This window comes from Salmonella sp. GDC200615 (genome assembly GCF_050574145.1).
Taxonomy (GTDB): domain Bacteria; phylum Pseudomonadota; class Gammaproteobacteria; order Enterobacterales; family Enterobacteriaceae; genus Salmonella; species Salmonella enterica.
The window spans coordinates 90,309-113,443 of the sequence record NZ_CP192248.1 but is presented as its reverse complement, the minus strand read 5'-3'; the positions used below and the strand labels follow the sequence as shown (position 1 = coordinate 113,443).

29 protein-coding genes are annotated in these 23,135 nt (G+C 51.7%); 22 read left to right on the top strand and 7 right to left on the bottom strand.

Annotated features, from left to right (window positions below; genetic code table 11):
- Positions 1-9: 9 nt before the first annotated feature.
- On the bottom strand, positions 10-825 hold the full coding sequence (gene sul2 / locus ACQ29O_RS23335; protein WP_001043260.1) for a sulfonamide-resistant dihydropteroate synthase Sul2: 816 nt from the start codon (positions 823-825) through the stop codon (positions 10-12).
- A 306-nt stretch (positions 826-1,131) separates the two neighbouring features.
- Here sul2 and ACQ29O_RS23330 point away from each other — a divergent pair, with 306 nt between their 5' ends.
- From ACQ29O_RS23330 to ACQ29O_RS23315, 4 genes are all read left to right on the top strand, one after another.
- Positions 1,132-1,443, top strand: coding sequence for a hypothetical protein (locus tag ACQ29O_RS23330; protein ID WP_000338945.1), 312 nt, complete (start codon positions 1,132-1,134; stop codon positions 1,441-1,443).
- Positions 1,444-1,616: 173 nt separating this feature from the next.
- Entirely contained in the window at positions 1,617-2,402 is a 786-nt protein-coding gene (locus ACQ29O_RS23325; RefSeq protein ID WP_001151304.1) for a ParA family protein, read from the top strand.
- 3 nt (positions 2,403-2,405) lie between these two features.
- Positions 2,406-3,587, top strand: coding sequence for a ParB/RepB/Spo0J family partition protein (locus ACQ29O_RS23320; protein ID WP_001207227.1), 1,182 nt, complete (start codon positions 2,406-2,408; stop codon positions 3,585-3,587).
- Between the two features lie 48 nt (positions 3,588-3,635).
- On the top strand, positions 3,636-3,908 hold the full coding sequence (locus ACQ29O_RS23315) for a helix-turn-helix domain-containing protein (RefSeq protein WP_000703827.1): 273 nt from the start codon (positions 3,636-3,638) through the stop codon (positions 3,906-3,908).
- Between the two features lie 52 nt (positions 3,909-3,960).
- Here ACQ29O_RS23315 and ACQ29O_RS23310 read toward each other — a convergent pair whose 3' ends face one another.
- Complete coding sequence (locus ACQ29O_RS23310) at positions 3,961-4,596, bottom strand: N-6 DNA methylase (protein ID WP_000074431.1); 636 nt, start codon at positions 4,594-4,596, stop codon at positions 3,961-3,963.
- A 91-nt stretch (positions 4,597-4,687) separates the two neighbouring features.
- Positions 4,688-4,831 carry a hypothetical protein gene (locus ACQ29O_RS23305; RefSeq protein WP_000939033.1) on the bottom strand — a complete coding sequence of 48 codons (144 nt, stop codon included), beginning with the start codon at positions 4,829-4,831 and terminating at the stop codon, positions 4,688-4,690.
- A gap of 326 nt (positions 4,832-5,157) precedes the next feature.
- Between ACQ29O_RS23305 and ACQ29O_RS23300 the strand changes: the two genes are divergently transcribed.
- From ACQ29O_RS23300 to ACQ29O_RS23255, 10 genes are all read left to right on the top strand, one after another.
- A complete protein-coding gene (locus ACQ29O_RS23300; protein ID WP_001125904.1) occupies positions 5,158-5,535 on the top strand; it encodes a hypothetical protein in 378 nt (125 codons plus the stop codon).
- A complete protein-coding gene (locus ACQ29O_RS23295; RefSeq protein ID WP_000044823.1) occupies positions 5,528-5,809 on the top strand; it encodes a hypothetical protein in 282 nt (93 codons plus the stop codon). The genes ACQ29O_RS23300 and ACQ29O_RS23295 overlap by 8 nt, the downstream gene beginning before the upstream one ends.
- On the top strand, positions 5,784-6,458 hold the full coding sequence (locus ACQ29O_RS23290) for a hypothetical protein (protein WP_000344149.1): 675 nt from the start codon (positions 5,784-5,786) through the stop codon (positions 6,456-6,458). Before ACQ29O_RS23295 ends, ACQ29O_RS23290 begins: the two co-directional genes overlap by 26 nt.
- Positions 6,451-6,957: a hypothetical protein gene (locus tag ACQ29O_RS23285; protein ID WP_000566443.1), complete on the top strand. Its 507-nt coding sequence runs from the start codon at positions 6,451-6,453 to the stop codon at positions 6,955-6,957. The genes ACQ29O_RS23290 and ACQ29O_RS23285 overlap by 8 nt, the downstream gene beginning before the upstream one ends.
- Before the next feature lie 5 nt (positions 6,958-6,962).
- Positions 6,963-7,274, top strand: coding sequence for a hypothetical protein (locus tag ACQ29O_RS23280; RefSeq protein WP_001447539.1), 312 nt, complete (start codon positions 6,963-6,965; stop codon positions 7,272-7,274).
- Positions 7,275-7,282: 8 nt separating this feature from the next.
- Positions 7,283-7,783, top strand: coding sequence for a hypothetical protein (locus ACQ29O_RS23275; protein WP_000647188.1), 501 nt, complete (start codon positions 7,283-7,285; stop codon positions 7,781-7,783).
- Between the two features lie 3 nt (positions 7,784-7,786).
- Positions 7,787-9,214 carry a DNA cytosine methyltransferase gene (locus tag ACQ29O_RS23270; RefSeq protein WP_000936897.1) on the top strand — a complete coding sequence of 476 codons (1,428 nt, stop codon included), beginning with the start codon at positions 7,787-7,789 and terminating at the stop codon, positions 9,212-9,214.
- Positions 9,214-9,870, top strand: coding sequence for a hypothetical protein (locus tag ACQ29O_RS23265; RefSeq protein ID WP_000268552.1), 657 nt, complete (start codon positions 9,214-9,216; stop codon positions 9,868-9,870). Before ACQ29O_RS23270 ends, ACQ29O_RS23265 begins: the two co-directional genes overlap by 1 nt.
- A 55-nt stretch (positions 9,871-9,925) precedes the next feature.
- Positions 9,926-10,543, top strand: coding sequence for a hypothetical protein (locus tag ACQ29O_RS23260; RefSeq protein WP_000464630.1), 618 nt, complete (start codon positions 9,926-9,928; stop codon positions 10,541-10,543).
- A gap of 232 nt (positions 10,544-10,775) precedes the next feature.
- Entirely contained in the window at positions 10,776-11,054 is a 279-nt protein-coding gene (locus ACQ29O_RS23255) for a hypothetical protein (protein ID WP_000746034.1), read from the top strand.
- Positions 11,055-11,144: 90 nt separating this feature from the next.
- Here the strand turns inward: ACQ29O_RS23255 and ACQ29O_RS23250 are convergent, their stop codons facing one another.
- From ACQ29O_RS23250 to ACQ29O_RS23235, 4 genes are read right to left on the bottom strand one after another with little or no spacing between them, the layout of a single operon-like run.
- A complete protein-coding gene (locus ACQ29O_RS23250) occupies positions 11,145-11,633 on the bottom strand; it encodes a hypothetical protein (RefSeq protein ID WP_000467110.1) in 489 nt (162 codons plus the stop codon).
- Between the two features lie 14 nt (positions 11,634-11,647).
- Entirely contained in the window at positions 11,648-13,840 is a 2,193-nt protein-coding gene (locus ACQ29O_RS23245) for a DNA topoisomerase III (RefSeq protein WP_000366823.1), read from the bottom strand.
- On the bottom strand, positions 13,840-14,073 hold the full coding sequence (locus ACQ29O_RS23240) for a hypothetical protein (RefSeq protein WP_001191890.1): 234 nt from the start codon (positions 14,071-14,073) through the stop codon (positions 13,840-13,842). The genes ACQ29O_RS23245 and ACQ29O_RS23240 overlap by 1 nt, the downstream gene beginning before the upstream one ends.
- On the bottom strand, positions 14,055-14,672 hold the full coding sequence (locus ACQ29O_RS23235) for a hypothetical protein (RefSeq protein WP_001249395.1): 618 nt from the start codon (positions 14,670-14,672) through the stop codon (positions 14,055-14,057). The genes ACQ29O_RS23240 and ACQ29O_RS23235 overlap by 19 nt, the downstream gene beginning before the upstream one ends.
- Before the next feature lie 167 nt (positions 14,673-14,839).
- On the opposite strand from ACQ29O_RS23235, the gene mobH reads away from it, so the two are divergent.
- The 8 genes from mobH to ACQ29O_RS23195 all read left to right on the top strand — a co-directional run bounded on the left by mobH (position 14,840) and on the right by ACQ29O_RS23195 (position 23,061).
- Positions 14,840-17,812: a MobH family relaxase gene (mobH, locus tag ACQ29O_RS23230; RefSeq protein ID WP_001326173.1), complete on the top strand. Its 2,973-nt coding sequence runs from the start codon at positions 14,840-14,842 to the stop codon at positions 17,810-17,812.
- Positions 17,809-19,674 carry a conjugative transfer system coupling protein TraD gene (gene traD, locus ACQ29O_RS23225; RefSeq protein WP_000178857.1) on the top strand — a complete coding sequence of 622 codons (1,866 nt, stop codon included), beginning with the start codon at positions 17,809-17,811 and terminating at the stop codon, positions 19,672-19,674. The genes mobH and traD overlap by 4 nt, the downstream gene beginning before the upstream one ends.
- A gap of 49 nt (positions 19,675-19,723) precedes the next feature.
- Complete coding sequence (locus ACQ29O_RS23220) at positions 19,724-20,269, top strand: hypothetical protein (protein WP_000228720.1); 546 nt, start codon at positions 19,724-19,726, stop codon at positions 20,267-20,269.
- Positions 20,226-20,855, top strand: a complete 630-nt coding sequence (locus ACQ29O_RS23215; protein ID WP_000743449.1) for a DUF4400 domain-containing protein — start codon at positions 20,226-20,228, stop codon at positions 20,853-20,855. Before ACQ29O_RS23220 ends, ACQ29O_RS23215 begins: the two co-directional genes overlap by 44 nt.
- 9 nt (positions 20,856-20,864) lie before the next feature.
- Positions 20,865-21,311 (top strand): hypothetical protein, encoded by a 447-nt coding sequence (locus tag ACQ29O_RS23210; RefSeq protein WP_000122507.1) that lies wholly within the window; start codon positions 20,865-20,867, stop codon positions 21,309-21,311.
- 9 nt (positions 21,312-21,320) lie between these two features.
- Positions 21,321-21,698: a hypothetical protein gene (locus ACQ29O_RS23205; protein ID WP_000869297.1), complete on the top strand. Its 378-nt coding sequence runs from the start codon at positions 21,321-21,323 to the stop codon at positions 21,696-21,698.
- Positions 21,698-22,360 (top strand): hypothetical protein, encoded by a 663-nt coding sequence (locus ACQ29O_RS23200; RefSeq protein WP_001231464.1) that lies wholly within the window; start codon positions 21,698-21,700, stop codon positions 22,358-22,360. The genes ACQ29O_RS23205 and ACQ29O_RS23200 overlap by 1 nt, the downstream gene beginning before the upstream one ends.
- Positions 22,361-22,695: 335 nt before the next feature.
- Entirely contained in the window at positions 22,696-23,061 is a 366-nt protein-coding gene (locus ACQ29O_RS23195) for a hypothetical protein (RefSeq protein ID WP_001052530.1), read from the top strand.
- Positions 23,062-23,135: the final 74 nt, after the last annotated feature.

The window sequence follows — 23,135 nt, the reverse complement described above, 5'->3', positions numbered from 1 at the left end:
AATGTGCAGTTAACGAATTCTTGCGGTTTCTTTCAGCGCCGCCAATACCGCCAGCCCGTCGCGCAAGGGGCGCGGCTCGTGTGTGCGGATGAAGTCAGCTCCACCTGCGGCGGCGGCAAGCTCTGCAGCGAGTGTCGCGGCCCCGACATCCCCCGGACCACGGCCTGTGAGCGCGCGCAGAAAGGATTTGCGCGAAACAGACAGAAGCACCGGCAAATCGAAGCGCAGCCGCAATTCATCGAACCGCGCCAGCACCGAGAGCGAGGTTTCGGGAGCAGCCCCCAGAAAAAACCCCATGCCGGGATCAAGGACAAGGCGGTTGCGTTTGATACCGGCACCCGTCAGCGCCGCGATGCGCGCGTCAAAGAACGCCGCAATGTGATCCATGATGTCGCCAGCGGGTGCCTCGCGCCGATCTGCCTGCCCGTCTTGCACCGAATGCATAACGACGAGTTTGGCAGATGATTTCGCCAATTGCGGATAGAACGCAGCGTCTGGAAAACCGCGAATATCATTGAGATAGGCCACACCACGCGACAAGGCATAGGCTTGCGTCGCGGGTTGATAACTGTCGAGCGAGACGGGAATGCCATCTGCCTTGAGCGCGTCCAGCACCGGCGCGATACGCGCGATTTCTGTGTCGGACGAAACAGGCGCGGCGTCGGGATTGCTGGATGCCGGACCGAGGTCGATCACATCTGCCCCCTCGGCCATCAGCTTACGCGCCTGCGCAATGGCTGCGTCTGGCGCCAGATACCGGCCTCCATCGGAGAAACTGTCCGAGGTTATGTTGACGATGCCGAAAATGATGAGCGATTTATTCATGGGGGCTTCTATAATAATAATAATCGAGCATGAGTCTCATACGGATGCTCGGGTCGAAAGGGAATCCCCAGGCGAGTAACCTGTTTGCGGTGATCCATTAGCTGCAGGAGCAGAATAGCATACATCTGGAAGCAAAGCCAGGAAAGCGGCCTATGGAGCTGTGCGGCAGCGCTCAGTAGGCAATTTTTCAAAATATTGTTAAGCCTTTTCTGAGCATGGTATTTTTCATGGTATTACCAATTAGCAGGAAAATAAGCCATTGAATATAAAAGATAAAAATGTCTTGTTTACAATAGAGTGGGATAAATGGACGCTAAAGAACTGAACCACATGATAGCTGAGGCCTACAGCCGGGATTTGCAAAAGCCTGAGCTGGTATCGTTCAAAGAGGTGAGTCGCTGGGGGCGTAAGTACGGTTTCCCCGTCGTATGCACTCTGGCCGATGAAAGTGAAGAAAAGCAGATCCACTGGGCTGCCAGTTTGCTCATTCAAGTAGCCGGTACTTGGCCGCGAGAAGATATGCCGGAATTGCTCACACCGGAACGGGGCTCCGCGCTGTTCAACGATGCGATGCAGTTATTGGCGAATGGGCTTGGAGCAGCAAATCAATTGCGCTGACAGCACAAACCTTGTCAATAAGCGGCCTTCATGGCCGTTTTTTTGTTTAAAGTTTGTTTTAACAGAACCATAATTAGATATTGCAGTATCATTTTATGATCGCTACAATCTTTCACATGTGAAAGTTTGGGGGTGGTCTTGATCACCTGCGAGAAACCAAAATAGAGGTGGGTATGGCAAAAGTAATCAGCTTCGCCAACCAGAAAGGCGGAGTGGGTAAGAGTACCCTCTGTATCCAGCAGGCCTTTTATCTGGCGTTACAGAAGAAAAAGAAAGTGCTGGTCTTGGATATGGATGGTCAGGGGAACACGTCCTCTCGACTGGCCCCCAGACGAGAGCTTGAGGATGGTGACTACGAGCCCATCCTCACAGGAACCAAAACCGCAGAGCTGTTCGCTTACGAGCTGGACGGCATTGAGGTCATGCACTGCCCTTGCGGTGCAGACCTCATTCATACGCCGAAAAACGACCCGGATCTGTTTGAGATGGAGGCTGTGCCTCTTGACCAGGCCATGAATCCGGCTCGCCATTTGGCTGAGCTGTTTGAGAACTACGACTACGTGCTGATTGATTGTCCGCCTAGCCTCGGCAGAAAGCTGGTGGCAGCGTTGGTGATGTCTACCCATGTGGCATGTCCAGTAAAGCTCTCTGGCTTCGCTGTGGACGGCGTAGAAGGTCTCCTGAACACGATTATTGGTGTGCGCGAGGCGTACAACCAAGATTTGGAGATCCTGGGCATCGTGATCAACGACATGGACCGCTCTGTCAATCACGACAAAGCCCTCAAGTCGCTGGAGAACACAGTTCCGGATCTGTTGTTTGAGAACAAAATTATGCACCGGCCTCCGCTCGATACGGCGACGACTGATGGCATCCCTGTCTGGGAGCTTCGCTATGGACATGTCGCGGCCAAAGAAGTTGAGGCGGTGTTGGAAGAACTATTAGAGAAGGTGGGCTAAGCGATGGCATTGAACAATTTAAAAGGCCTGTCCGAACTTGCTAAAGCCGCCAAAGGCAAGAAAGGCAAAGAGGTTCTTACCGTACCTGTTGACGACGTTGTATCCAAGGTCCAGGTTCGTAAGCGCTTCCGTAACATTGAAGAGCTGGCGGCAACCTTGCTGACCGAAGGGCAGCAGTCTCCGATCATCGTGTTCCCGAAGAACGAAGAAGGCAAGTTCGTCATCCAAAAAGGGGAGCGGCGTTGGAGAGCGTGTAAACACGCTGGTATCGAGACCATTGACTTGGTGGTGAATGATAAGGTCCAGAACAACTTGGACGAGACTGCTGGTGAGCTGATCGAAAACATCCAGCGGGATGACTTGACTCCGGTAGAGATTGCCGAGGCGTTAAACCTGTTTATTGAAGAAGGTTGGAAGCAAAAGGATATTGCTGATCGGCTCGGTAAGAATATCACTTTCGTATCTACGCATCTGTCGTTGCTCAAGCTACCTGACTGTGTGCGTGAGTTATACGATAATGAAGTATGTTCTGATACAGAGACCTTGAATAACCTTCGTCTCTTGTTCGATCTGAATGAAGAAAGATGTCGCGCCGTCTGCGCGGTGGCTATGTCTGACGGGATTACTCGTAAACAAAGCCGTGAGCTGCTGAATGATGCCAAACGTATCAAAGACGAAATGGAAAAAGGCCCACTGACTGGCTCCCACCAGAATGATGAGCTTGGCGCTGGCAACACCGACGAGCAATCCCTCAACTCGGGTGGGGATGGTACGTCGGAACAAACCGGGAATGACGACCTGAACCTTGCCCAGGAGGAACTGGAAGGGGGTAAAAATTCCAATGGTCAGGACGATGATGACGAAGACCCTTTGCGTGATGAAGAGGGTGAGCACAAAGATCCTGTCAAGCAGCCAGATAACAGCGGCAAGGACAAAGATGAAGAAGGCGGTGATGCTCTTCCTCCTCTGCCGAAGGACAAGGAATGGAAGAACGTCCGGGCTGACAGTTTGATTTTTGCTGTCAACGTTAACCTGGATGGCGAGACCAAACGTGGAGTCATCATGACCGACCGTGTTGCTCTGGTTCCGTCTACTGTCTGGGTTAAAACGCTCGATGGCGAAGGCAAGGAAAAGCATGTTCATGTGCCTGTGTCAGACATTGAACTCCTGAGTGTCGAAGGCTAATAAAGGAGGCCCAGCCAGAGAGGTTGGGCCTGTCAAGAACAGGTGAATATGAAGATCTCACAGGACATGAAAAGAAAATTTGCTTTGGTGAATGCCCTGTCTAAAACGGAGAAGCCAAGTCTCCAAGACCTTCACAAGGCAACAAATATTCCTGAATCAACGATCAAGAGACAGTTGTCTGCCCTGCGTGATGAGTTCGGAATGAATATCTTGTTCGTCAGGGAGTCTACCGGCGAACGAGGTGCCACCGGCTACTACATGCTGACAGACTGGGGGATCTTAGACAGGTCTTCGTTCTTGAACCGGTACGGAAAACTGTAAGGTGCCATAGAGCAGCGCATTGAATGCAAAACCCGCCAATCGGCGGGTTTTTTTATGCTGCCACGGTAGCGGCGGTTGCTGGAGGTTTTTCGGCGTAGTAGGCGATGTTCTTGGTTCGTCTGCTAAGGGTGTCTATGCCGACGATACTCAGCGTTTTGGGAGTGGTATTGCGGGACTCGAAATAATGGAATAGCTGGATCATGCAGCACTTCACCATCAACGGATCGATGTCTTCCAGGTAGATTGAGGCTTCTCTCAATGCTTCGGGACCGTGGTTCTCGATCAGGTTTTCCATCCAGTGAATGGCGTTGATGCCAGAACCACAGCAGGGCTCATAAAAGTCTGCCGAAGACTGTGAGCCAACAATGAGTGACATCAAGCGGCCAATCTCTGGAGGAGTGGGGAAGTAATTGGTGCCCTTCTTGTGGAAGCCAGACATGCTTAGGACGTAACCCAAAACATCGCTGGTGGGGTCGCGCTTAATGGCGGCAGACAGGACGTGAGAGAGCTCGAAGGCGACCGGCTGAAGTTCTTCCGGGATCTCCTCCTTGGCTGGGTATAGGCCAGTCTGCAAGTATGCCCACTGGTCAATAAAGGCCTCAACAAACCGAGATGTGCCCATTCTGTATCGGGACTGCTCGATGAGAGATAAAGCCTTGGATGTAAGTTGCTGTGTTTCTGGTGACATAAGCGCTCCAGTTTGTTCTGACGAAACATTCAAGAGGTAGAAACGAAGAACCCCGCCGAAGCGAGGTTCTTTGCTTTCCTGCCTGATCGCCTTAATGCCGAAGCAAAGACGTCTTGATAAAGTCGGGGCAACCGGACATTTCCCGGTCGATGAAGTCCTGACGTTTCGCCAGCGGCCATTTCATGAACGCCGCGAGCGGGATGCGCTTATTCGTGTTAGTATTGCCTTGCAGCATAACAAAGCTCCTTAATTGCTTGATTGTGTTGTAAGGGCTGCAACGAAGGTCGAAGAGCGATGCGGCCCTTATTTATGATTATTACAGCATCATAAAATAATATCAAGAGACAATAAAACGATACCAAGAAACAAAACTTTCACATGTGAAAGTCTCCCCGCTGTCCACCTCGCACACTCCAAACGCCCAAACGCCCAAATAACTTGTCTATCTGCCCAAAATGGGCGCGTAAGCGTCCGATAGAAAGTAATTGTTAGTGAGATATTGACTACACGGAATATGGCTATATCATAGAATCATAAAATGATGCTGTAAAAGTGATATGTATGCCAAAGCAAGCAAATCATCTCCGTTTGAAGAAACCTTGCGCCAACTGTCCATTCCGGAAGGAGGGCGCTATCGAGCTGGCCCCTGGGCGATTAGAAGGCATCATCAACGACATCGTTGAAAACGACATGACGACGTTTCATTGCCACAAGACCGTGCACTCAAAGTCAGGTGGTGAATGGGATGAAGAGGGTAACTATGCACCTTCGGGACAAGAGTCGATGTGTGCCGGTGCTGCGGCTTACTTGATGAAAATAGGCAGGCCGACAGTGGCTATGCGAATTGCCTTTGCGTTTGGTGATGCAAAGGTGTCCGACTGGGACGAAGCTCAAGAGCTGGTTGTCGAGCCTTTGGTACAAGGGGACCGAAATGAGTAAGCGATATGCGGTAGTGCCGCATCCGAAACTGAAACGAGAGTACAAAGGTCGGCTGGTCAGAACTACTCGGGTACTAAAAAACGGCTGGGGGTTGATCCCTCTAGGGGCTGTGGCAACGGTCACGCATCAGTCTCCCAAGGGATCAGAACTGACCTTTGAACCATGCGACTGCTGCGGCCTGAAAGCCATTATCAGTCATGTAAGCATGGACTCCATTGAATTTATCGAACCGATTACTGAGGAAGAAGATGGACGAGAACAAGCTCAACATTGAAACGGTCGATGGGCACAACGAGCTGGTAGTCAGCTTTTTGTCCAGAATGGTAAGCCTGAGTGACGAGGAAAAGCAGACAGTATTGTCCTGCCTTCCGGACACCGGCAAACAAACAATCACCCAGCTCTATGAGGCGCTGCGTTCTCAAGGGCACCAGGATCTTGCAGAGAAAGTCGAACCATACCTCCAGCAGGGGGTGTTTGGGCCGATCTTCGATAACGCCAAGTCCAAGGTGTTCGTTCGGGACGAAGCGCCTTTTTTCCTCATGGATGAAAATCCTTTGAACTGGGATGACGCTAAAGCATTCAATCGCCTACGTATGAGTACGACCTGTGTTCTTGGCCGTGGCGGCTGGACTATCGGTGAGCGCTTTGATGACCGCTTTGATACCGAGGTGGGCGGAACACAGCTTATCGTCACTCAGTCACTCAACGAAAAAGGTGAGATTGAAGGAGGACTTCCTACCTCGATGTCGCTGAATGACTTTGCTGAGTTCCCTAAACAGCCAAGGCCTCCTCAAATAGTCGATTACCAGGAAGACAAGCGATACACGCTTGAGGAAGCGGAAGCTATCCCTGAGCTCGCACCAGTGGTTCAGCGTCTGAAAGAGCGCATCGAAGAGTATGAGGAGAGAAGAGCCCATGATTGACCTGACATGCCGCCTTTGTGCTGGTTCCGGTGTTTATGACTTTTCCCCTTCCAAAGAAACCTGCGGTATGTGCCAAGGGCATGGGAAATTTGTTGACGCCAAAGCAATGCTGGTGGCTGCCATCGAGCTGGCAAAGAAGCAACGCGAGCCTGTCATTGAAGTGGTAATGGGGTTGGTGCTCCAGGGTGTGGATGTTAGAGGGAAGGAGCCTGGAGAGCGGTTCAAGGCTGCTCAGGCCTTTAACGCCCCAGGGCACAACCTATTACGATACGGGTGGGATGCTTGGGAGCTCTATGCCCTCCATGAGGGTGTAAGTCCAGAACTTGCATCGCTTGGCCGAAGTGTGATGCGCGAGTGGCATAGCCATTCATGGGGCCGGTTCAGTGGAGAGGTAGGCTTTAACGCCGCCGAGATCATGATCAAACAGGCCAAAGACAACCCAGAAAAAGCAGAAGAGCGCTGGGCGTTCCTGCTTAGTGAAGAATGGATGGTGGAGTAATTGTCGTGACAGAACAAACCAATAAGAAATTGATGCTGGATGAGTCTCCAGATATGCCCCTGCAATTCAAGTGGAGAAAGTTTGGTGGTGCGATTTTTACTGCCACGCAAACAATGGAGCACGTCAAGGAAGGACGTAAGCTCGGGCCGACTCCAGCAGGGATGCTACCTCAAGAAGTGTGGCTGAACCGCCTGATCGCTATGGAAGAAACCCTGCCACGAGGGAAGTTTTTTGACAGATTCCGCCGCCGCGACAAAAACGAGCAGTATGACTTGGCCGCCGATCATCTCCGTCTTGTCGGAAAGAAAAAGCGATAGGGGGATAGATGAAAGCCCAGGCATACCCACCATCAGTCATTCGTAAAGGCGCTGTGTTGTACGCAGCCCTTTATTACATCTCTGATGATGATAAAGCAAAGGTCGAGGTTACAGAGTGGATAGTTCGCTCTATTCAGAAACGACGCAACTCAACCAGCGATCAACGCTATGTCAATCTTGCCCAAAAGTTAGATGGGATTACGTGGGGGAAAAGGTCACGGAAGAATGGGGACTTTGGTTGGTTGCCATCTATACCGAGCTGGTGCTTGAAGCAGTTCCGGGAAGGTGGCGAATTGCCTTTTGGCGTTTATACGACGCGACTGGCCGCTCTCAAGTTTGCGAAAGTCAGCTTGCAGGAAGAGGTCCAATATTGCGAGGCCGAGCTGAAAAAGGCTCAGACAGAAGAGGATACTCAGGAACTCCAAGAGGAGCTGGCGGAGAACCAGAGACTTCTGAAAGCTGCTGGAGCAATGGTGAAGCGCGAGCAAAACAAGAAGAAAAGAGGTTGACCAATGTTACCGATCGTCTCCCCCTCCGTAGTAACCAAACAACTTGCGTTCAATCGAGTAGGCGATAAACGCAAGGTTAGGGTTTCGTCCAACTTTTTGGATGTTATGGGGTTCAAGCCAGGTATGGGCATCGCCGTTGAGCCAGGGGAGGGGATGGGCGGTTTTTCGGTGATCCCAGCGACCGATGAACTACAGACACACCAGGTTTATCAGCGCCGGTATCAACCAAAGAGTCGCTCCAACAACCCGCTGGAAACCGTTATTGAGTTTTCTGGACAAGGGCTCATAGATAAGTGCTTCCCTCGCTATACAGAGCGTTTCCACGTCGAAATGCGAAAAGGTCGAGTAGTCTTCACTCCCGTCGCAAACAGAGCCTTTGCCATTGCTGATCGGTTCAGAAAAACCAGCCCTTTCCGTGCCTTTGTGGCATTGACTGGCGGGGTAGACATTCATGTTATGGAATCGCTTGGCTGGAAGGCTGAGATTGTTTTGGAACATCGTCCAGTTGAAGCCAGAGACAGAGCATCCGGGCGGAACCTGAGTGAAGTACATGCGCTCAATACGCTGGTGAACAGCTCCCCGCGTATCCTGCTGAATGAAGACATTCATCACCTGGAGCTGGATCGCCTTGGAGCCTTGCTGGCGGAGTGCCCACCAATTGGTTTGGCCCATTACTCGTTGGGGTGTGATGACCACTCAAACGCCAAAAGTCCAAGGGACAAAGAGCGTTCTCTTGAAGATCTCTCCACCATGCTCGACATGGTTTACCCGGCACTAAAACAGATCGAGGTCGTGAACCCTGCCGTCGTGCTGGTGGAAAACGTCCCGAACTTCAAAGCATCCGGAGCCGGGGCGATGATGGGAACGACACTGCGGCGGATGGGGTACTTCCTCACTGAGATGGTCTTGAACGGTCTGGATTTCGGCGCGTACCAGGGGCGAGAACGCTATTACATGGTGGCGTCGGTCTTCCCTGGGTTCGTTCCACCGAAACCTGAGCAGAGAGCTGGTGGACGATTGTGGCCGGTGATCGAGAAGCACCTCGGGGATTGTGCAGACGTCACAGCGTTGAAGTCAATTCAGGCCAGAGAGTCAACTTCTCGCAGGATGCCTGCGTTCTTGACGAGAGAAAGCACCAGTTGCCCGACCATCCTCAAGTCTCAGGATCGTGGGGTAAAGGATGCAGTGTACATCCAAGACGGTGGCCGCATTTACAAGCCATCGGTCGATCTGGTTCAGGAGTTGATGTCGATACCTGATAGCTTTGATATTTCGTGGATGGCAAAAGAACAAGCGACAGAAACACTTGGGCAGAGTGTGGATTACAGATTGCATTCAGCGGTCATGGCCGCAGTTCGGGATCACCTGAATGTGAATTGCGGTCGCCATACCGTGGTGCAGCACGGTATCAGAAGTAAGGAAGGTAAATAATGGCAGTCATTTACTACGGCGAGGGAACCCATGACGCCGGTTTCGTCGGGTTCCGTGTCGCACGAACAGTTGGGGTGGCGGATGATTACCGGCAGGAATACTTCTCCTTGAGAGAGTATTCCTACGCAACAGCTCACCGGCTGGCCTACAGCTTGGACCGAAAGTGGGAAGCTGAGGCAGAAGAGGTGAAGCGTCAGAATAAGACTTGTAAGCGGCGACGCAACTCCGGGCCAAATATCATTGCTGAGGGGCTGAGGGCTTATATCAGTATCGAGAACCGGAGCCGGATGGGGGTGAAGAGAACCTACTTCGCACCTTGTTTTCTCGTCACAAAGCCAGGCTACGGCAATGGGGATATTGTTTTCAGGATTTCCACTCATGGCTACGCAGAAGCCTACGAAAAGGCGGTGGAAAAATATTGTGAGATCCATGATTTGACGGATGAGCAGTATGTTGAGTTGCTTGACCGTATGCCGAGTACAGAGGTGTTCACTGGATACCTGCTGAATGCTCTTTTAATACGCGGTCATCGCGCCACAAAAGCTGAAATACTGAGTAAGCTGGGGGCTGCGAAGAATGAAGATGACATCACCAATAGCAAAGGGAAAAGCGGCCACAACAGAGTGCGTTGCCCAGAGTATCGGTGGGCGCAATAACAGCGCCAGATGTTCAAACCATGTTTTATAGCAACACCTCTTTGGGGGCGGAATTATGTTTTTTGATAACAAAGTAGAATCTCACTCGCTCGTAATGGGAGCCAGCGGGAAGGGCAAATCGGTCTTGTCCGAACAAGTGCGGAAAAACGCGAGGCTGCGCGGTGATCTGCTGGTGGATACTGAGATGTACCGTGAAGGTCGAGGGTTGAAACCATACGAGCATGAGTACGCTCGTCGCTTAGTTCTGGGGCTAAGTGGACCGTTGCCGCGTGAACTGCGTGGGAAGCCGGTGACGGTTATCTCTGATGTGTCCAGACCAAAAAAGGTAAAGCGTCAGCCAAAGCAATTTGTTAAGACCGTAAATGGCGTCACCCTTGAACGCCAATTGGTGGCAGATGCAAGAGACCAGTTGGAAATGCAAACAGGCGTCTGGCTCAAACAACCTCAGCTCATCGAGCTGATGGAAGAGTCGGGCATAGACGAAACTCTAGCCGATTTTGGTGAGGCTGAAACACAGATCCGAGAAATGCTGGCGGATGCGTTGGCGATGAAACTGGTAGGGCGCTCATGGCCCAAGTGTGGAGCCCTCTATAACGCGGCAGAAAAGTCCGACGTTAACTTTTCCTCCGAGCTTGATGCTGCGGCAAAAGAAGCTGGATACATGGTTCGCTGAATGGGATTTGGTGTGGACAAGATAGATCGGCAAAGTTGGCTCGTTAAATTCAGGCGAGCGAAGTGTCAGGACACTTTAGACACGATGCGGGATGCGGCCATTCGCAACTATGAAGGGAATATTCGTGTTATCGCGGATATTGTATTGGCCCATGAGGCGAGAGAGACAGAAATTGAAAAAGGGATGTTTTGTCTAATAGTTAGATAGTCTGATGAGCTATCAGGTGGTGATTATGAAAAAGAGAATACTTCATCTGCCCGTAAAAAAGATTTACTTCGATCAGATCAAATCTGGAGAAAAACCAGATGAATATCGCCTCGTCACAGACTACTGGATAAAAAGACTAGAGGGGCGCGAGTATGATGAAGTCCATGTTAAGTGTGGCTACCCAAAGGCTGGAGATATGTCCAGGATAGAGATTCGTCCTTGGCGTGGCTTCTCAAGGAACGTCATAACGCACCCGCACTTTGGAGATTATCCGGTTGAAGTATTCGCCATCCATGTGAATTGATTTTGGTATTCTGATTTAAAACTATTGTAGCTCAGGTATCAAAAGAACTTGGGTAATTAAAGATAAGGGGCCGACGGCCCCTTAATTGTTTTAGTTTGTGAATATTGAACAATCGAGGTGGGATAGCGCTTGTTCGTAGCTACCTTTGTTGTTCGTCTTACGCAGTGCCACCAGCTCAACAATCAATTGGCTTAAAGCCAGTGATTGAGGCTCCCAGACGCGCTTGCATTTGTCAGCCATGTTGGCATTTACGTCTGTAATGACGTAGAGGAAATCAGGGACGTCTTTCAAGGTCCCCAGGCCTTTTGCCATATCAACAGCCTCAGGGTTTTGATAGCTTCGAGTGGCGCTCAGGTCATCGTGGGAAATATAGCTGGCAGATGTCTCAGCGAAACCTAACACCATGCCTTTTCCTGCGCTTTTTGCAATGGCCGAGCCGATAGCTAGAGTTGGCATGATGGCCTGACCTATTTGGCGGGTAGATGCAGTTGCCAAGCCTGAGGCGATGTTCTTCCCGGCATCTTCGGCAGTGGCAGAGCTGGTTGTGAGCATCGCAGTTAAAATGATTTTTCCAAACATACTTAATTCCTCTATCAATCCATAAAGTCCGACTTTTTGAAGGGCATAGTGCCTTTGCAATCGGGATACGCTGTGCAGCCCCAGAACTTAGAGGCTCGTTTCTTGCCAGGGGCTTTTCCTTTCCTGAGACGCATCGGGCTACCGCAATCTGGGCAGTCTGGACAATCCTCCGCCGCGATACGTTTCTCGGGTTTCCCTCGGTTGTCTGGGAACGTCTTCTTGCAAGCCTCGTTCTGGCAGCCCCAGAAAAAACCGTTCTTCCCTTTGATCCGGTGCATCTCTCCACCGCAGTTGAAGCATTCGTGTGAAGGAGGCTTCGCGCCCTCGAAGGCTTTAGCCATCGCGCCACCTTCTTTGGTCAGAACCGGTGCGGCCACTTTGAGCTGCTCAACCATTTGGCAGATCCAGGTGGAAATCTGCTTCATGAAGACAGACATGTTCCCGGAGCCGGAGGCAACTTTCTCAAGCTCCTGCTCCCAAGCCGCAGTCATGCCGGGTGATTTGATGGCTGGTGGAAGCACTGCTATAAGCGCATGAGCCTTATCAGTTGCAAGCAGTACCTTTTTCTGACGCTTGAAGTAGCCTTTATCAACAGCGCCCTGGATGATGCTTGCGCGTGTTGCTGGAGTGCCTAAACCGGCTGTGTCTTTGAGGATTTGTTTGAACTTCTCCTCAGTCACGAACCGGGCAATGTTCTCCATCGCGGCAAGCAATGTGGCTTCGGTGAAGTGCGGTGCTGGCCGCGTCATTTTGTTTGCCAGCTCGGCCCCATTCAGCAAGGCAGGTTCGCCCTGGCTAACCCTGGGGAGCTTCTCTTGTTCAACCGGCGCGTCGGTGTCTTCCCCCTCGTCCTTGGGACTGCTTTCACTATCAGAAGCAAACAAAACCTTCCAGCCTTGTTTGGTAGGTGTCTTACCAGCGGACGCAAAGAGGTGACGCCCACACTGCACCTCGATGGAGGTTTTGGTGAACTCGAACTCGCTGTAGAACTGCGCGATGTAGAAACGACGGATGGCGTCGTAAAGATTGAACTCGATCTCAGACATGGCACTGATGTCTGTTCTGGCCGGTGTTGGAATGATCGCGTGGTGCGCGGTCACTTTGGCGTCATTGAATACCCTGGCCTTGCGATGAGGATCTGCGCCAGCCACCAGCCCAGAGACGTTCTGATCGGACAAAATGAGCGCCTGGAGAATGTCCGGAATGTCTTCCTTTTGGCTCTCGGGTAGATAACGACTGTCAGTACGAGGGTAGGTGGTCGCTTTGTGCGTCTCGTACAGAGCTTGAGCTGCATCCAGTACCTGCTGAGCTGTGTATCCCCATCGTTTGCTCGCGTATTGTTGCAGCGACGTTAGATCGAAGGGGAGGGGGGCTGACTCTTTACCTGGTTTGGTTTCTGCTTTGCTGATAACAGCATTGGCACCATTGACCTGGGAGGCTACCTGCTCGGCATAGGCCTTATTGACGCACCGGCCTTGCTCGTCACTGCACTCTTCTGGTGGTATCCATTGGGCGGCAAACTGTCCATTCTGTACGGACACGTTCACACCCAGAGTCCAGTATGGTGAGGGGGTGAAACCGGCGATCTCTCGGTCCCGTTGACAAACAAGAGCGACGGTTGGGGTGATAACCCTGCCAACGTGAAGAGTGTGGTTGAAGCCGACATCTCGGGCCAGCACTGTGTAGAGGCGGCTCACGTTCATGCCTACCAACCAGTCAGCGCGTTGCCGTGCCAATGCGGCGTAGTAGAGTGAGACCGTATCCTTGCCATCCTTTACGTTGTTCAGCGCTTTCTTGATGCTTGACTCATCGAGAGCCGTCAAACAAACTCGGCGAATAGGGCCAGAGTAGCGGAATCGATCCAGAAGCGAACGGGCGATAGCCTCACCTTCTCGGTCGTAGTCCGTTGAGATGTAGATGGTGCTCGCCTTTTTGACCAGTCCCTCAACAATTTTGTACTGTTTGAACGCACTCTTGCGAACGTTGTACCGCCATGACTCTGGTGCAATAGGGAGGGTCTCCAGTGACCATGACTTGTAGCGTTCGTCATAATCGTCTGGCATATACAATTCCAGCAGGTGGCCGAACGCCCACGTAATAACGCGGTTTCCTCCATCATGGAGAAATCCATCACCTCGTTGGGAGGCCTTCATTACGCCAGCCAAATCTTTTGCCTGAGAAGGCTTCTCGCAGATATAAAGGTCCATTAAGCAGCTCCTCTCATCTTTGATTCCAGATTCGCCAGCTCAGTCCAGCTTTGAGCCAGACCTTTGACTTCGGGGTAGTCTCTGGAGAGGTTTTCGAGGACTCCAGAAATGACATAGGCCGCTTCGCTGGAATTACCCCTCGAACCGGCCTCCTGGAGCATGATTAATAAAGCGTCGAAGAGCTCAGCCTTACGGCCTAGCTCTGTCTGGTTTCTTATTTCAGAGCTTTGCATGGGTTCACCACTGAATAGGGACGCACGGACTCGCGCACAATGCGGCGATCTGCGTCAGTTACAGCCTGACTGGTGCAAAAGTGCGTCCAGGCATTCAGATAATCTTTATAGGTGTGGGTAGGTGGTATGCAGCCGGTTACAACGTCCTTGGGGATGTTTGTGGTTCCCTCGGCTTCCACAAAGCGCCAATCGTGCTCGTCCATACCTTTGCCACCATCGCAATAGCGTTCCCAGCGTGACAACTCGTACAGCGAGTAGCCTTTGCCTTTATTCATGGACTTGAAGGTATTGATGGCTTCGTTGACATCCCCGTGCTGTTTGATCCCTGCTGGAGTTTTATCTGAACCAGCGGAGTCATCTTTGACCTTGTTCATCGTTGCGCTGACATTACCGTCGCCCAGCACATGGATATAACCAGGTTGACGTAATGCAGCACCACCGCGCCCCATGTTGTCCCATGCCATCGACAGTTCCCGGCTAACTCGGGCAGGTTTGTCATTTTCGGCAGGGGCAGTCTGGGGCTGAGGCTTTTGCTCGGGGGCGTTAGAGGCACACCCGGCCAGAATTGCCACTCCCAGAATTGCTATCAGTTGTCTCATCGTGTCGTTCCTCATAAAAAATTGTCGATGAGCCCATTCTAAAAGGGGGGGGATGGAAAGCTGGTTTCTCAAACTGCCCAAATTGGACAGATAGGCGTGTGTGCGATCTAAAGGTGTTTTGAGAGCATGTAGCGACGAGAAATACGATAGGAATATGGTCAACCTACATGCTGAAAGCCCTTAACAAGTTATTTGGTGGGCGAAGTGGAGTGATCGAGACCGCGCCGAGCGTCAGAGTGTTGCCGCTTAAAGACGTGGAAGATGAAGAAATCCCTCGATACCCACCTTTTGCCAAGGGCCTGCCAGTGGCCCCACTAGACAAGATACTGGCAACCCAAGCTGAACTGATTGAGAAAGTGCGGAACTCTCTCGGTTTCACTGTGGACGACTTCAACCGGCTTGTTTTGCCGGTGATCCAGCGGTATGCCGCGTTTGTTCACCTGTTGCCAGCTTCCGAATCACACCACCACCGTGGCGCTGGTGGTCTGTTCCGACATGGGCTTGAAGTGGCCTTCTGGGCAGCTCAGGCATCTGAGTCAGTTATCTTTTCCATCGAGGGGACGCCTCGTGAACGCCGTGACAATGAGCCGCGTTGGAGACTGGCGAGCTGTTTCTCCGGGCTGCTGCATGATGTGGGTAAACCGCTCTCGGATGTGTCCATTACGGACAAAGACGGGTCAATCACATGGAACCCGTATTCGGAGTCACTTCATGACTGGGCACACCGTCACGAAATCGACCGTTACTTTATCCGGTGGCGCGACAAGCGACACAAAAGACATGAGCAATTCTCGCTGCTGGCGGTGGATCGAATTATTCCGGCTGAGACTCGGGAGTTTCTGTCCAAGTCTGGCCCGTCCATCATGGAAGCGATGCTGGAAGCTATCTCAGGAACCAGCGTCAATCAGCCTGTGACCAAGCTGATGCTTCGCGCTGACCAAGAGAGCGTCTCACGGGACCTTCGCCAGAGTCGTCTCGATGTGGACGAGTTCTCCTATGGTGTGCCTGTCGAGCGGTACGTGTTCGATGCCATCCGCCGCCTGGTTAAAACCGGAAAATGGAAGGTCAATGAGCCAGGCGCGAAAGTCTGGCACCTCAACCAAGGTGTATTCATTGCCTGGAAACAGCTTGGGGACCTTTATGACTTGATCAGCCACGACAAGATCCCCGGTATTCCACGAGACCCTGACACACTGGCCGACATTCTCATCGAACGTGGTTTTGCTGTACCAAACACGGTGCAGGAGAAGGGTGAACGTGCGTACTACCGCTACTGGGAAGTTTTGCCTGAGATGCTCCAGGAGGCGGCGGGATCGGTGAAGATCTTGATGCTCCGACTCGAATCAAACGACCTGGTGTTTACGACTGAGCCTCCTGCGGCTGTTGCTGCGGAAGTTGTTGGTGATGTTGAGGACGCTGAGATTGAGTTCGTTGATCCTGAGGAAGTCGATGACGACCAAGAGGAAGATGTGTCAGCTCTGAACGATGACATGTTGGCCGCAGAGCAGGAAGCAGAGAAAGCTCTAGCTGGTCTTGGCTTTGGTGATGCGATGGAGATGCTGAAAAGCACCTCAGATGCTGTCGAGGAGAAACCAGAGCAAAAAGATGCTGGATCAACGGAATCATCTAAGCCTGACGCTGGCAAGAAGGGTAAGCCGCAGAGCAAACCGGGCAAAGCAAAACCGAAGAGTGATACAGAGAAACAACCCCACAAACCAGAGGCAAAAGAGGATTTGTCCCCTCAGGACATTGCCAAAAACGCACCACCTTTGGCAAACGACAATCCGTTACAAGCACTCAAGGATGTTGGGGGTGGACTGGGGGACATCGACTTTCCGTTTGACGCATTCAGCGCATCGGCAGAGACAGCCAGCACTGACGCAACAAACTCAGAAATCCCAGATGTGGCAATGCCCGGAAAGCAAGAGAAGCAGCCAAAACAGGACTTCGTTCCACAAGAACAAAACTCCCTGCAGGGCGATGACTTTCCAATGTTCGGTAGTTCTGATGAACCGCCATCATGGGCGATTGAGCCGCTCCCTATGCTGACTGACGCACCAGAACAAACAACACCAGCGCCAGCAATGCCACCTACGGACAAACCTAATCTGCATGAGAAAGACGCAAAGACCTTACTCGTTGAGATGTTAGCCGGGTACGGAGAAGCATCGGCGTTGCTTGAACAAGCGATCATGCCTGTTTTGGAAGGTAAAACGACGCTGGGCGAAGTCCTATGCCTGATGAAGGGTCAAGCCGTCATTTTGTACCCGGATGGCGCTCGGTCGCTGGGTGCGCCGTCAGAGGTTCTCTCGAAGCTGTCCCACGCCAACGCGATTGTTCCAGACCCGATTATGCCAGGTCGCAAAGTTCGTGATTTCAGCGGAGTGAAGGCAATTGTACTGGCGGAGCAGCTTTCAGATGCAGTCGTAGCGGCCATTAAGGATGCCGAGGCGTCAATGGGGGGATACCAGGATGCCTTTGAGCTCGTCTCTCCCCCTGGCTTGGATGCAAGCAAGAATAAGTCTGCACCGAAACAACAAAGCCGAAAAAAGGCGCAGCAGCAGAAGCCTGAGGTTAACGCCGGTAAACCCTCGCCTGAACAAAAGGCGAAAGGTAAGGACTCCCAGCCACAGCAGAAGGAGAAGAAGGTCGATGTTACTTCTCCGGTTGAAGAGCCGCAGCGCCAGCCGGTCCAAGAAAAACAGAACGTGGCTCGCCTTCCTAAGCGGGAGGTTCAACCAGTGGCTCCTGAGCCCAAAGTTGAGCGTGAGAAGGAATTGGGACACGTCGAGGTGCGAGAAAGGGAAGAGCCAGAGGTTAGGGAGTTTGAGCCGCCTAAGGCGAAAACAAACCCGAAAGACATCAACGCGGAAGATTTCTTGCCGTCTGGTGTTACGCCTCAGAAAGCACTCCAGATGCTCAAGGACATGATCCAAAAACGCTCGGGCAGATGGCTCGTGACACCTGTCCTGGAAGAGGATGGCTGCTTAGTAACCAGTGACAAAGCCTTCGACATGATTGCCGGTGAAAACATCGGCATCAGCAAACACATCCTCTGCGGGATGCTGAGCCGGGCACAGAGACGGCCTTTGCTCAAGAAACGTCAGGGAAAACTGTATTTAGAGGTAAATGAAACATGACAATGAGTTATGACCCGCTCGCCTACGAGATGCCGTGGCGGCCCAACTATGAAAAAAATGCTGTAGCAGGCTGGCTTGCCGCCTCCGGCGCGGCTTTGGCCGTAGAGCAAGTCAGCACGATGCCTCCGGAGCCCTTCTATTGGATGACGGGGATCTGTGGCGTGATGGCGATGGCTCGTTTGCCAAAGGCTATCAAACTTCACCTGCTCCAAAAGCATTTGAAGGGGCGTGATCTGGAGTTTATTTCTATTGCGGAGCTCCAAAAGTACATCAAGGACACGCCGGACGATATGTGGCTTGGTAGTGGGTTCCTGTGGGAAAACCGCCATGCCCAGCGCGTGTTTGAGATCCTGAAACGCGACTGGACTTCCATCGTAGGGAGAGAGTCCACGGTCAAAAAGGTTGTCCGGAAGATACAGGGTAAGAAAAAGGAGCTGCCAATCGGCCAGCCCTGGATTCACGGGGTAGAACCCAAAGAAGAGAAGCTGATGCAGCCACTCAAGCACACTGAGGGGCATTCGCTGATCGTTGGGACCACCGGCTCGGGCAAGACCCGTATGTTCGACATCCTGATTTCACAGGCCATTCTGCGTGGGGAAGCCGTGATCATCATAGACCCGAAAGGGGATAAGGAGATGCGGGACAATGCACGACGTGCCTGTGAAGCTATGGGGCAGCCGGAAAGATTCGTCTCATTTCATCCAGCATTCCCGGAAGAGTCGGTGCGTATCGACCCTCTGCGTAACTTCACCCGCGTGACTGAAATTGCAAGTCGTTTGGCAGCGTTGATCCCGTCCGAAGCAGGGGCCGACCCGTTCAAATCATTTGGATGGCAGGCACTGAACAACATCGCTCAGGGCTTGGTCATCACTCATGATCGTCCCAACCTGACAAAGCTCCGCCGATTCCTTGAAGGTGGCGCTGCTGGCTTGGTCATCAAGGCCGTTCAGGCTTACTCAGAGCGAGTTATGCCCGACTGGGAGGCAGAAGCAGCGGCTTATTTGGAGAAAGTCAAAAACGGTTCGCGTGAGAAGATCGCTTTCGCGTTGATGAAGTTCTACTACGACATCATCCAACCTGAGCACCCAAACTCTGATCTGGAAGGCTTGCTGTCGATGTTCCAGCACGACCAAACCCACTTCTCCAAGATGGTGGCGAACCTCCTGCCGATCATGAATATGCTGACGTCCGGGGAGCTAGGCCCTCTGCTGTCTCCAGACTCATCTGATCTGAGCGACGAACGCCAGATCACTGATTCCGCAAAAATCATCAACAACGCTCAAGTTGCTTATCTGGGGCTCGACTCCCTGACCGACAACATGGTTGGTAGTGCTATGGGGTCCATCTTCCTGTCAGACCTGACAGCGGTTGCCGGTGACAGATACAACTACGGCGTCAACAACAGACCCGTAAATATCTTTGTTGATGAGGCTGCTGAGGTGATCAACGACCCGTTCATCCAGCTCCTGAACAAAGGTCGCGGTGCGAAACTTCGTCTTTTCGTTGCAACTCAGACTTTTGCTGACTTCGCAGCTCGACTGGGTAGCAAAGACAAAGCGCTCCAAGTGTTGGGGAACATCAACAACACGTTTGCTCTGCGTATCGTCGATGGTGAAACACAGGAGTATATCGCAGATAACTTGCCGAAGACCCGGCTCAAGTACGTCATGCGGACTCAAGGCCAGAACTCGGATGGCAAGGAGCCCATTATGCACGGAGGCAACCAAGGCGAGCGTTTGATGGAGGAGGAAGCTGATCTGTTCCCAGCCCAGTTATTGGGAATGCTTCCGAACCTGGAATACATAGCCAAAATTTCAGGCGGAACAATCGTAAAAGGCCGTCTGCCCATATTGACCCAGTAAGAGCAGAGCTATGTGTGACAAGAAGTATAGAAATTACGAGGTAGCCATCATGGTCGATGTGAACCCTTTCGACAGGGTTATGAATGAATTGAAAAGTCGTGGCCGCAAGAACGCTCACATCCTGAGCATCCTCCAATTCGACTGGCCTGCATCGGAGGCCATCATCGAGAAGCTGAGCTGCTACATCACAGACGGGATTAAGGCTAATCAGGAGCCTGTGATTTACCCGATCATTGAAGAAGCTCTGCATCGCTACAGCCAGCTCGTGTTTCATGAGCAGAGAGAGAAATATGAAGACCCGGCCAGAATTGGGGCATTTCTGGAAACCCTGATCACCGAAACCTGCCGGGCGTTGGAAGTGCAAATTGTCGATAGTGGCGGTGATTCATGGTCTGTCGATTCAGGAGAGTCGTTCTCACTGTGGCTTTCTTCCCATCCAGGAGAACTATCCATTAACCCGCAGCCCCATGAGGATGAGACCTCTTTGCGTGGCTTGCTGTATGAGCTCATCACCTGTGAGAGCGTGAAAACTGTTTTAAGGAGAACCGACTATGAAGAAGCCGTGGTTGCTGGTCGCATGGCTGCTGGTTATTGAGTTGCTGGCAATATTGCTGCTGATCCCTGGCGACTGGACAGACAGAGCCATCAAAAGGGAATCCGAGCTGGTGGAACAGAGTCTTGGTGTCGAAGCAAGAGACTGGATACAGAACAAAGCATCTACCTGGTTCAGGTCGAGCGTTATTGATTCAGGATTCTATGAGGGGATGTACCAAACGCTGATCCCATCAGAAGAGGAGCGCCAGAAGTCCAAGGGGATGCAGGACATGGGCAAGGGCTGGTTTGTGTGGGTCAAAGGCCGCATGGAAGCCTTTGTCAACGTCATTTACCAGTTCTACACAAGGTTGGCACTGTTAGCCGCGTGGGCTCCCTATATGCTGATCCTGTTCGTACCTGCGGTATATGACGGGATGATGACATGGCGAATTAAGCGGACCAACTTCGATTATGCGAGTCCGGTTCTCCATCGTTACAGCGTTCGCGGAACGATGTACCTGATGGCCGGATTGTTCATCGCGTTCTTCATCCCCATAGCGCTCGATCCGGTTGTCATCCCGATGACAATGATGACGTGCTGTGTCCTGGTTGGCCTGACGTTCGGCAACCTCCAGAAACGGGTATAGGGAGGGAGGATGAGCTACTCCGTTATAAATCAAGATGGGGTGCATCTGTGCGACATCCCATTGAACGTCTACCAGGTGATACGTCGCCAATCCTTGTCTGCGTTGTGGCTTTACTGGGCGCAGAGCTTGAATTTGGTGAAGGTGCTCATTGCTTGCGTCGGAAAGATGATCTTTGTGATGCCGGTAATGTGGTTCTGGGTGCTGGTGGTGTGCCGCTTGGTTGAACCAGAACGTATCTCAGACGTGTCAGGACTTATCTCTCCGGACGTGATCGGGTGGGCCGCTGGTGCGGCCATCACCCTCATTATCTTTTCCGTATTTACACGCCCAGCGTTGTACGGATACCACAACTTTTTCAAGCAGCATATTTGCTCAAGAGTAAAGCAAGTAACGCCGGAACTCAGAACAGTCACTGGGCCACTGTTCTTTTACCGAAACGAAATTGGAACGATATAGAGAGGAACCATGAAAGTAACTAATAGACTCCAACTGCTGGCACTGGGGCTGTGTATAGCCGGTACTGCCATCGCGGCTCCTGATGTGCTCAATGACGACGCAAAGCTCAAGAACCTTGAGAAGGTGTGTCCCGACTGTCAGATGGTGGCAAAAGATGTACTCAATCTGCGGGTTGAAAACTGCCAGCTCAAAGACACTTCCAGTGCAATGATGATTGGCACCATGCAAAATGACCCTATGTTTTCGTTTATGCTGGCTGTACACACAGCGGCAGGCTCGGAGGCATACAAAACGGTAGTTGGTGCCGCTGGCAACCATGTTGACTGTGAAAACCCGTTGAACTGGATCAAGCTGACCCAGCAAGCGATTAAAGGTGGCAAAGTCTAATGCGTAAGAGAGATTTCTTTTTTGGAGAGGTGTATGAGGGGAGTGGAGGAGCCACTCTACGACTGAGTGATATGGAACCATTGGCAAGAAAAGTGTCGGCAGAGTTCTTCACTGCACAACTGAACCGTATACTGAAAGAGCATGACGGTCAGTTGACGCTCAGCGATGGAACGTCGTACCCCAGCTTTTGGAGCTTCATCGACAAGGTTGATCCAGAGCAGGTTGGTTTCGTGGAGATCTACGCTCGGCAGGATGTTAACGATAATGTTGAAGCGACACTGGCGTGTGACATCGTTTTGGTAAATGGTGTGATCACCGTTAAACCTCACTGGTGTGCTTACAAAGACATCAGGGCTGACGAAGTGATTTCCACCTTACTGGTGCCTTTGCATTTGAAGGCTCTCCAGGGTAAGGCTTACATTCGCTGGGATGATGGTGAAACCGAACCTCTGTTACAAAACGACGACTATCAGGCTGAACTTGAAAATGTGTTTAGTGTTTCCAAGTACCCATCAGCCATGAGCTGGGGCGATACAGCAGACCAGAAGGTTAAGCAGTACAAGATGGACCTTGAGTGCGCCACAGATGTTGGTCGTCGAGGTGTCTCATCAGAGCAAGCATGGGATGCTTATCGAGAACTCCGTTACAATAGAACAGTGTGAAACAAGCGGCCATCGGCCGCTTTGAACTTTCACATGTGAAAGTTTTTCGCCTCCCGCTCTTATCATCTCCTCGAATAAACCTCCATAAAGTGCCCAAAATGGGCCGTAACAGCACTGTTCCTAGATTGATCAATTAAGAGACGATTACTCCGTGATGACGACAAGTTATTTGGAGGGTCTATGTCCGCACAAGCTCACGTCAGAGAAAGCGAAAGCTCATCTGGTTCATTCATCTCCTGGCAGTTCCTTGTCTGGCAGGTGATGTTCGTTATAGGTGTTGTTGCAGGGATGAACCTGGAACACGCATTCAATTTTCTAGGTTAATGGGAGGAAGTGTGAACCTTAATAAACAATTTTTCTGGTTTTTGATGAACGCGGTGCTGATGTGCATCTTCATCGTTCCAGTGGCCGTCGCGTTTTGGCTGTCTGCTTTTGCGGCAGGTTTTGACTGGAGTCAGTGGGTTAAGTTGGCTGCTGATACGGCCAACAGAGCTGCAAGTGACCCGGCCAAGGCTCTGGGCACGGTTCAGACCTACTGGGGCATTCTCAGCTTCTTCCTGCTGGCGGCGTACAGTCTGATGTTCAAGTTTAAAGCCAATGCTAACAAGGAAGTGAAAACTCTGGAGGTGGCCCGACCAGCCAATGAAGTTAGCGTTGCGGCTTCGGAAAAACATTCGGAAGCGGTTCCTCAAAATCAATAACCGATCCAGTAAACGCAAAAAAGGCGGCTTAGGCCGCCTTTTTTTATTTGTCGCTGGAAGTGCCCGAAAAGGGC